This is a genomic window from uncultured Methanobrevibacter sp., from assembly GCF_937898925.1.
Taxonomy (GTDB): domain Archaea; phylum Methanobacteriota; class Methanobacteria; order Methanobacteriales; family Methanobacteriaceae; genus Methanobrevibacter.
In genome coordinates this window covers 1-8,348 of record NZ_CALDKF010000072.1, presented here as the reverse complement: position 1 = coordinate 8,348, position 8,348 = coordinate 1, and the positions used below count along the sequence as shown (strand labels likewise).

Annotated in this window: 8 protein-coding genes; all 8 read left to right on the top strand. The window is 26.0% G+C overall.

Features of this window, described 5'->3' with window-relative positions; all coding sequences use genetic code 11:
- Positions 1–1,297, top strand: a 1,297-nt coding sequence (locus Q0409_RS05770; protein WP_298536001.1) for a hypothetical protein, incomplete at its 5' end; no start/stop codon positions are given.
- A gap of 113 nt (positions 1,298–1,410) precedes the next feature.
- Positions 1,411–2,805 (top strand): toll/interleukin-1 receptor domain-containing protein, encoded by a 1,395-nt coding sequence (locus tag Q0409_RS05765; RefSeq protein ID WP_298536000.1) that lies wholly within the window; start codon positions 1,411–1,413, stop codon positions 2,803–2,805.
- A gap of 214 nt (positions 2,806–3,019) precedes the next feature.
- Positions 3,020–3,238 (top strand): hypothetical protein, encoded by a 219-nt coding sequence (locus Q0409_RS05760; RefSeq protein ID WP_298535998.1) that lies wholly within the window; start codon positions 3,020–3,022, stop codon positions 3,236–3,238.
- Between the two features lie 75 nt (positions 3,239–3,313).
- Entirely contained in the window at positions 3,314–3,877 is a 564-nt protein-coding gene (locus Q0409_RS05755) for a hypothetical protein (RefSeq protein ID WP_298535996.1), read from the top strand.
- Between the two features lie 13 nt (positions 3,878–3,890).
- A complete protein-coding gene (locus Q0409_RS05750; protein ID WP_298535994.1) occupies positions 3,891–4,025 on the top strand; it encodes a hypothetical protein in 135 nt (44 codons plus the stop codon).
- Between the two features lie 342 nt (positions 4,026–4,367).
- Positions 4,368–4,721, top strand: coding sequence for a hypothetical protein (locus Q0409_RS05745; RefSeq protein WP_298535992.1), 354 nt, complete (start codon positions 4,368–4,370; stop codon positions 4,719–4,721).
- A 21-nt stretch (positions 4,722–4,742) separates the two neighbouring features.
- Positions 4,743–5,177 carry a hypothetical protein gene (locus Q0409_RS05740; RefSeq protein WP_298535991.1) on the top strand — a complete coding sequence of 145 codons (435 nt, stop codon included), beginning with the start codon at positions 4,743–4,745 and terminating at the stop codon, positions 5,175–5,177.
- A gap of 319 nt (positions 5,178–5,496) precedes the next feature.
- Positions 5,497–7,203, top strand: a complete 1,707-nt coding sequence (locus Q0409_RS05735; protein WP_298535989.1) for an ATP-dependent endonuclease — start codon at positions 5,497–5,499, stop codon at positions 7,201–7,203.
- The last annotated feature ends 1,145 nt before the right edge of the window (positions 7,204–8,348 follow it).

Here is an 8,348-nt window from a genome sequence, read left to right as displayed (position 1 = left end):
GCCCAAAAACATGCATGTTGATCATATTTTAGCGACAAACGCTAAAAAAACGGATGATAGCGATTTCAATCAATATATCGACGAATTGAATAATGATGGTTTCATAGTAGATTCTATTGAAAATTATCGTCCTTCTTGTGCGGCCTGCAATTTGAAAAAGAACAATAAAAATTTTAGTGTGGCGACTTTGCGTTTTTACCATCACGAAGCAAGCGAAAAATCGTCTAAAGTTTTATCAATAATCGCACAGTACCAAACACAAGATGTTTCTTTTGACTGTTTTGATCCTGATTATGATTATTGGGAGAAAACAAAATTTTTTGAGGAAAGAAAAAAGAGTTTAAAAAGTTTCTTAAATCAACTATTTGAGAACACTATAAATGAGAAATTTGTAAAATTAATTTTAGCAGAATTATTCCCTAAGGTAAATTGGTTATGTTACGAAAAAAGTATTGATGATGAGGAACTTTATCATAAGATTAGAGATGGTGGAATATGTAATCATAATTTCTTTAATTCTTATTTTACTTTTTTCACAAACTCTGAAAAGTTATCTAAATCAAGAATATTATCTATTATAAATCTTTCAGATAACCCTGAAGATTTTTACCATGAACTTTTAAGTATAAAAGAAAAAGGGTTGATTTATAATTTATTTGATATGTTAAATAAATATTATATTCAAGATTTTCCTAAAAATAACATATCAAATGTTATTTCAGTTTTATTAAATCATATTGATGAGTTATTTGCTGAAGATCAATATTATATTGTGCCTAAAAATAGTTCTTCTATTATTGTAGATTTTATCCTTTCATTATCAGATTTATTTGAAAATAGTTTAGATTTTAAAAATCTTCTAAAAAAGATTATTTTTGAGACAATAGATAGTTATTTTAAAATCTTTTTAGTTTATTCTTGTTATTTTAATAATGTTTTTATAAAATCAGAATTAAATGAAATTTATAATCCTATAATTGATTTTATTAATGAAATTTTTAGAAAAGATATTCATAGTATTCCTAAATTAAAATGGATGATTGAGTATTGGAACTTCTTTTCTGGATTTGAAACTGTAGATAAATATATAAAAAAATTAAATAAAAATGAGCTAATTTACTTAATTACCTGTTTATATTGGGATGTAGATGAATCTTATATTCAATTTGATTTAAGAATGTTGGAAAAATTAATTGATTTAAAATATATTAATTCACAATTTTTAGAGATAAAAAAAGAGAATAAGAAATTATATGATGAAAATAAGGATTTAATTGATTCTTTTTTAGTTCAATAGATAATATTAAAATTTTTTAGGGTTGATTGCATGGAAAGTAATGAGAGAAATATAAATGATATTCCAAAAGTGTTTATTTCATATTCTGGACAAGTGATGAACATATTGAAAATGTGGAAAATTTAGCAAAAAGATTAATGTCTGATGGAGTTGATGTTTTATTAGATTTATGGGATGCTCCAGAAGGTATTGATTTAAATTATTATATGGAAAAAGTTAAATCAAAAGAAATTGATTTTGTATTAATAATTTGTGATCAAGAATATGCTACAAAAGCTGATCAACGTAAAGGAGGAGTTGGTACAGAAACTCAAATAATTAGTAAGGAGGTATATAATAATGTTGAACAAACAAGAGTTATACCTATTATATATGAAAGAGATGATGAAGGCGAACCATGTGTTCCTACATATTTAGCATCTAGGAAATTCATAGATTTAATTAATGACTATAATGATGGTTATGAGAGATTACTAAGAAGAATTCATAATGTTCCTGAACATATAAAACCTCCAATTGGTGAATTCCCAGTTAGGTTAAAGGTTCCAAAAGTTAACAATGGTACTTTGGAGAGTATAATTTTTTCATTTGAAAAACGTGTAGAAAAAGATCAATTTTTAATTAATAATATTATTCAAGAGTTTTTAGAAGAATTTTTTGATTGTATTAAAAAGAATCAAATAACTTTTTCAAGTAATGAAACTGAGGATATAGTTAAAGTGATATATGATAAAATTTTTGAATATATTCCCTTAAGGGATTCTTTTATTAAATTTTTTAAAAAAATTATAAAATATACTAAATATAGTGGATTTGAAATTGATTTTGATAATATTATAGACTTTTTTGGAAGATTATTTAATTTAACAATTCCTAAAGTGGGTGAAACATTTGATAGGAGAAGTATAATTTACTATGATTTTATAATAAGAGAACTATTTTTATATTTAATAACAATTTCTTTACATTATAAAAATTATGATTTTATTTCAAATGTATTAAATTCTCCTTATTATTTTAAATCAGTATACAACCCTAATGAAACTCAAAATTTTTTAATATTAGATCAAAGAGGTAATATAGAAACGGATAAAATTTTAACATATTATTATAAATTAAAAGGTAATAATTATATTACTGGATTAGGTAATATGCTAATAGAAAGAATGTATTCAGATTTTGAAATTAATGAATTTGTTGAAGCTGATTTATTATGTTGTTATATTTCTATAATAAATTTAAAGGATAAATATGGGTGGTTCCCATTTACACATATTTATAAAGAATCTGATGATTTTGAATTATTTAGAAAATTGACTTCAAAAAAACATTTTGAAAAAGTAAAAGATCTTTTTGATGTTGAAACAGTAGAAGATTTAAAAGAAAAGATTCAATTAGCAGATAATTATTTTTCAAAACAAAAATATGGATTTTCAAGGGCCATATTCAGTTATGTGAAACCAATAGGATATTATGTTAAATTAGATGAAATTTATACTTTAAGATAAATTTTAAAAATTAAAAGTAGTAAGTTAAATAAGTGATAACATGCAAGTATCAATAGCTAAAAATTTAGAAACTAAAGAAATACTAGAACTAGACGACATAACATTCCAATTCGTCTTATGGCTGAATGAAAACAAATACACAGAATTAGATTCAATTTATGCGAAATCTACTTTAAAAACAACCGTAAAAGAGTTCAATGAATTAAACAATCAAATGACATTCCAAGGAGAAGACGAAATGTTAGTTCCACAAATAAACTACTTTGTAGAACTAAACACTTGGGTCTGCTTTGGAAAAGAAGAAGATGAAGAAATCGACTTAAGCTTTGAAATATGTGATGTAGTATACGACAAAGAAACTAGAAAAGAATTCTACAATCCAATCGAACTAACATACCTAATCCCTTTCTTAAATTCATTTGAAAAACAGTAATCTTTATATATTACGGTTTCTAATAATTTTTAGAGATAAAAAAACTGTTGAAATCGTAGATTATTTGGGTGAAATATGTCAATTGATGATAAGATGGAAAGGTTACATAGGGAACGTAGATTAACTGAAAGAACAAATGCTGAAAATCCTTCAAATAAAAATTCAAGTTATGAAGGATTCACTGTTGCACAAGAGGAATATATTCAAGCTAATGCAACTCAAAGCGAACCAATGGATTTTTGTCCAGAGTGTAATGGCATGATGTTGCCATATTTGGATGGACATAAATGCAAGGACTGTGGTTTCACTAAAGGAGTTTCCGAAGAGTTAATCAAGGAATCTGAAGAAAAAGAAAAAAGATATGTTTTCAGTAGTGTGGAAATCAAACCAAAAGTTAATGATCATAGGCCAAAATCAAGGATCATAAAACCTAAAGAGGAAGTGGCTACCGCTTTAAGTTTCCAAGAGCTTAGAGATACATTGTCTAATTTGGATGATGATACTTTTGATGTGGTGGCATCATTGTTTGGAATTCCAAAGTCATTGGAAAAGGATGAGAAAATAGATTTCATGATTGAGAATCATAAATCAAGCAGTATAGAAAGAAATATTCAATATGCTCAAAAGATAAAACCTTAAAAGATGTGATATTATGTGGCAAAAAGATCATAGAAAATCTAAAAAGGCATGTGTTCCTAGAAAAAAGTTTGAAGAGGAACCTGAATACTATTCATTTGATGACAATTATGATTATGGGGATTATGATTATGAACAGGATAATGATTAAATAGATATACATTATCTTTTTACTTTTTTTCTATTTTTTACATTAAATCAATTAAATCAATTTTATCATTAATGAAATAAAAACCATTTTACAAAACACTATTTTTATTAACTCTCTTTTTAATTAAATTAATAGAAAAATCAATCCTACTTTTTTCCATATATAGTAAACCATATATAAAAATTTAAAGCATTTTTAACACTCTAATTTTAATTTTACATGTTCAAATCAATTCAATAGCCAAATAAAACTAAAATATTTATATATGATTAAAACAAATACTCATACAAGTCTTAATTAAGAAAATTAAAAATTCCGGAATTTTTTAACTGAGATGATTTGATGACTTTTAGTGGTGAAAAATTCTATTCTGTAGGAGATCATTTGGAAGACTATTGTGAAAATGAAGAATACCAAAGATCAGCTGTAGGCCGTTTTTATTATTCCTGCTATTTGGTGGCTAGAGAGATATATAATATTGAAAACAATCGAAAGAGAGGTTCAAGGATTTCTCATATGGATTTGATTAAATATTTTCAAAACTTGGAGAAAACAAATGAAATTGGAGATAAATTAAATGCTCTCAGAAAAAATCGTAATGATGCTGATTATGAACTCTATTTTGATATAGGGAAAGTTAAAGAAAGTAAAATGATATCAAAAGAAATATTAAATTTTTTTAATAAAGATAATTAATTTTTTTTAAAATGGGATAATATGTATAATTTAAAAACAGCTTCAAAACAACAACCGAAGATATCTGATTTCAATTTTAATCAAAAATCAGGTGTTAATTTATCTAAAAAGTTTATATTGATGAATCCAAAGGAGATAAATGAATTTATTTCAAATAAATTAGACTTGGAGGATTTGATAAATAATAGTTATTCTCTAATGAACAAATTCTTTCCAGATTCCAAAATATATCTGGAATATGTGGTAGATCCGGAATATGATGATTTTGATTCTATTTTTGCATATATTGTTTTGAATGAGGGCAACTTCGAAACAAATTATCAGTTGTATAATGATTTGTTAAAGGAATTTGTTAAATTAAAAAGATTATATAGTGATGTTTATTCATGTTATTACATAGATACAAGTTGCAATGAGAATTTTTTAAGGTCTAAAATGAAATATTATGAAAGCTAAAGAGAGTAAAAATAAATCTAACGTATTAATGAAAAATAAGGATTAGGAAGAACAGGCAAGTATATAATGATTTATTAAAGGAATTCGTAAAATTGAAAAAATTATTTTCTAATGTTTATTTTTCTTATTATATTGATATAAAGCACAATGAAGAGTATTTGAAGTCTAAACAAGCATGATGCAGTATCTGAATAATGTGTGGGAAATTATCTAAATTCTTGAAAAGGGACATGCTATTGTTTAATGATTAATCCAAATCACTTCATTAAAACATTTATATAAAAAGGACAAATATATTTTATTAAATAGAAGTGATATCATGCTTAAATCAATTAAAATCAAAAACTTCAGGTCTTTAAAGAACTTCAATATGGAATTCAATCAAGGCCTGAATGTAATAATAGGGGAAAATGATGCAGGAAAGACATCACTTATAGATTCACTTAAAATTCTATTTAGTAAAAAGAAAATAGACATGAACGATTTCAATGAAATAGAAAATCCTGTAACAATTGAGCTGGAGGATATTGACTACACCTATTTCATGGAATCAAAAGTCAGTGAAGACACACTTATTAACACTTATAAGATTAAACCTTCTATAGAAAAAGCTAATCAAATAAAAGAAGAGTTGGAAAGCAATGAATTCAACAGTTTAGAAGAAGATGAGCAAAAGCAAATCTTAAGGAAATATGCATCAACATTCAACACAACATACAGATCCAATTCTAAAGTGGAAACTCTAAAAGACAATATTATAAAAGAACTTGAAAAAGAGGAGTTCACTGAAGTAAAAACTCTAAATTATCCAATTAGCTTTTTAGGAAGCAGGGAATTTGAAAATATAGATTCCTTCTTTGAGAACACCTTCTTTAAAGAGCTAAAGGAAGATATATGGGACTATAAGATAGAAGGAAAGACAATCAATCAGCACATTGAAGATTACATAGATGAATTTAAGGACCAACAGCTAAACAACGAAAATGCACAGGAACTAAACACCCAATTGAAGGAATTCCTTCCTGACTTTAAGGAAATAAATCCAATAGTTACAAGCGAACCTAAACTCAATTTAAAAATCAATGTAGAATTACTAAATAATAATAACCAGCAAATGCTACTTGAAAAGATGGGAGACGGTACAAACAGGCGTACCACACTTGCTATTTTCAAGCATAAAAAGGACAAGAATGACCTTGTATATGTATTCGATGAAGTTGAAACTCACCTTCATATCAAGGCCCAATTAGACGTTTTACGCTTGTTAAAGGACTTGTCTAAGGAAGGAAAACAGATTATAATAACCACTCACTCTCCATTCTTAATCAATCAGGTCAAGCTTGATGAAATTAAGTTAATCAGCTTAGATGCAGATAGAGGTTCCCAGATCTTTGAGTTGGACAGCACAACTCAAACACAGATCACCTTGGCAAATCTTGGAATAATGAACATAGACCTCTTCTTCACAAGCAAACTTTTGATAGTGGAAGGGGAATCAGAACTTAAGTTCATTCCAATCATGTATGAGAAATTGTATGGTTATCCAATCACCCAAAACTTCCTAAAGATTGTAAAGGCAGACGGCATAAAGGACATACCTAATTTCATCCGCATTATAAAGAATTCATTTTCCAAAACGGATATCTTTGCATTGATGGACAATGATGCTGATGAGGAAACAAAGGAAAGATTAAACAAATGGATTGAAAATGGAATGATTGAAAATTCAAATATCTTCGTTATTGGCCAGAAGGAGTTTGAAGACACTTTTCCAAATGATGTGCTCGCTCAGGCATTATCCAAATACATAAGCGATGAATGTGGATATGAAGTGGAAATAGATGCTAAGGCAATTCAAAAGATAAGAAAATCCAAGAAGTTTTCAAAATCTTTAGGAGACATATTCTATAATATGACCTATAGGGGCTTCAGCAAACCTACATTTGCACAATACTTGGCTTTGTATGCTGAAGAAGAAGACATTGATGAGAAGTTTATCAGATTATTCAAATTGATTTCAGATTAGCTTCCTTTCCAATTTAATATAAAAAACGTTTTGTTTAGGATTATAATTGCATTAAGTTAAAAAAAAATGTTTAGTGAGTATTTTAATTGCATTAAGTTAAAAAAACGTATTGATGATGCTTTTTTTATGAGTTACTGATTAAAAACTAATTTATCCTATTTTTTAAAAACAGCCATTTCATGGAATAAATATGAATGGTAGTCAATCAGCTATTTTCATAATAGAGGATGATTACAGTTGAGAAAAAAATTATCTGTATTTTTTTAAGAAAAGTTTACCAATTAACTAAACATCCATATCTATTCAGAGTGAAGAAATTCTTCTTTTGAGAGGTTATTTGGATTTAAATTAAATGGTAGAATGTAATTGATTAATGAGTATTATGTAAAAGGGGGGAAAATTACATTCTACATATTTAATTTATATAATATAAGAGATGAAGAAGTATTATTTAGGATTTAATATGAGTGAGCTTAAAATAAAATCTATCATCCCTTAAATTATAATTTTAATTGTCTTTTCCTTTGGTGTTTTTTTAGGAAGGATGATTTATTCTATTATAACAAATCACCCCTTCCTATTTTATGGTAACAACCTTTTCATTAGAGATTCTTAAATTAGATCAAATAATTTTTTTTATTTGAAAGAAAAGTAAAATCTTTAGACTTTAATCTTTTCTTTCAGCTATTGTGATCATATCTTACGGTTTAATGGAATGATATATTCAAAAATGTGGTTTGAGTATACCAACTCCAATTAAGCATATCTTTTTTTTAAATATAAATCTATTTATTATACAATTGAATAAAAATATCTTAAAATATACTAAAATATTGAACATATTTCATTTTTTTAAATTCTTTATTTTTCATTTTCTTAATCTCGAATTTAATTGAAAATTTTAAATTTATAAGGTGAATGATTGTTTATTTTTTTCATCTTTTTTTAAACAATCAAGTAATAAATATGGAATTTGACAAATGATTTTTTTCTAATCAAGATTCGATTGGATTTATGGATAATTCAATAAATATATATAAATCAATTTGTTTAATATTATATAAGCAAGGATAAAAGTGATATGATGGCAGGAGATAATGATTTAAAGTTGGAAACCAAGTGTTATGATGCAATGGAGTATGGCT

Coding starts and splice junctions, on each gene's coding strand:
- Q0409_RS05745 (WP_298535992.1), top strand. CDS start 4,368: ATGACTTTTAGTGGTGAAAAATTCTATTCTGTAGGAGATCATTTGGAA.
- Q0409_RS05750 (WP_298535994.1), top strand. CDS start 3,891: ATGTGGCAAAAAGATCATAGAAAATCTAAAAAGGCATGTGTTCCTAGA.
- Q0409_RS05755 (WP_298535996.1), top strand. CDS start 3,314: ATGTCAATTGATGATAAGATGGAAAGGTTACATAGGGAACGTAGATTA.
- Q0409_RS05735 (WP_298535989.1), top strand. CDS start 5,497: ATGCTTAAATCAATTAAAATCAAAAACTTCAGGTCTTTAAAGAACTTC.
- Q0409_RS05740 (WP_298535991.1), top strand. CDS start 4,743: ATGTATAATTTAAAAACAGCTTCAAAACAACAACCGAAGATATCTGAT.
- Q0409_RS05760 (WP_298535998.1), top strand. CDS start 3,020: ATGACATTCCAAGGAGAAGACGAAATGTTAGTTCCACAAATAAACTAC.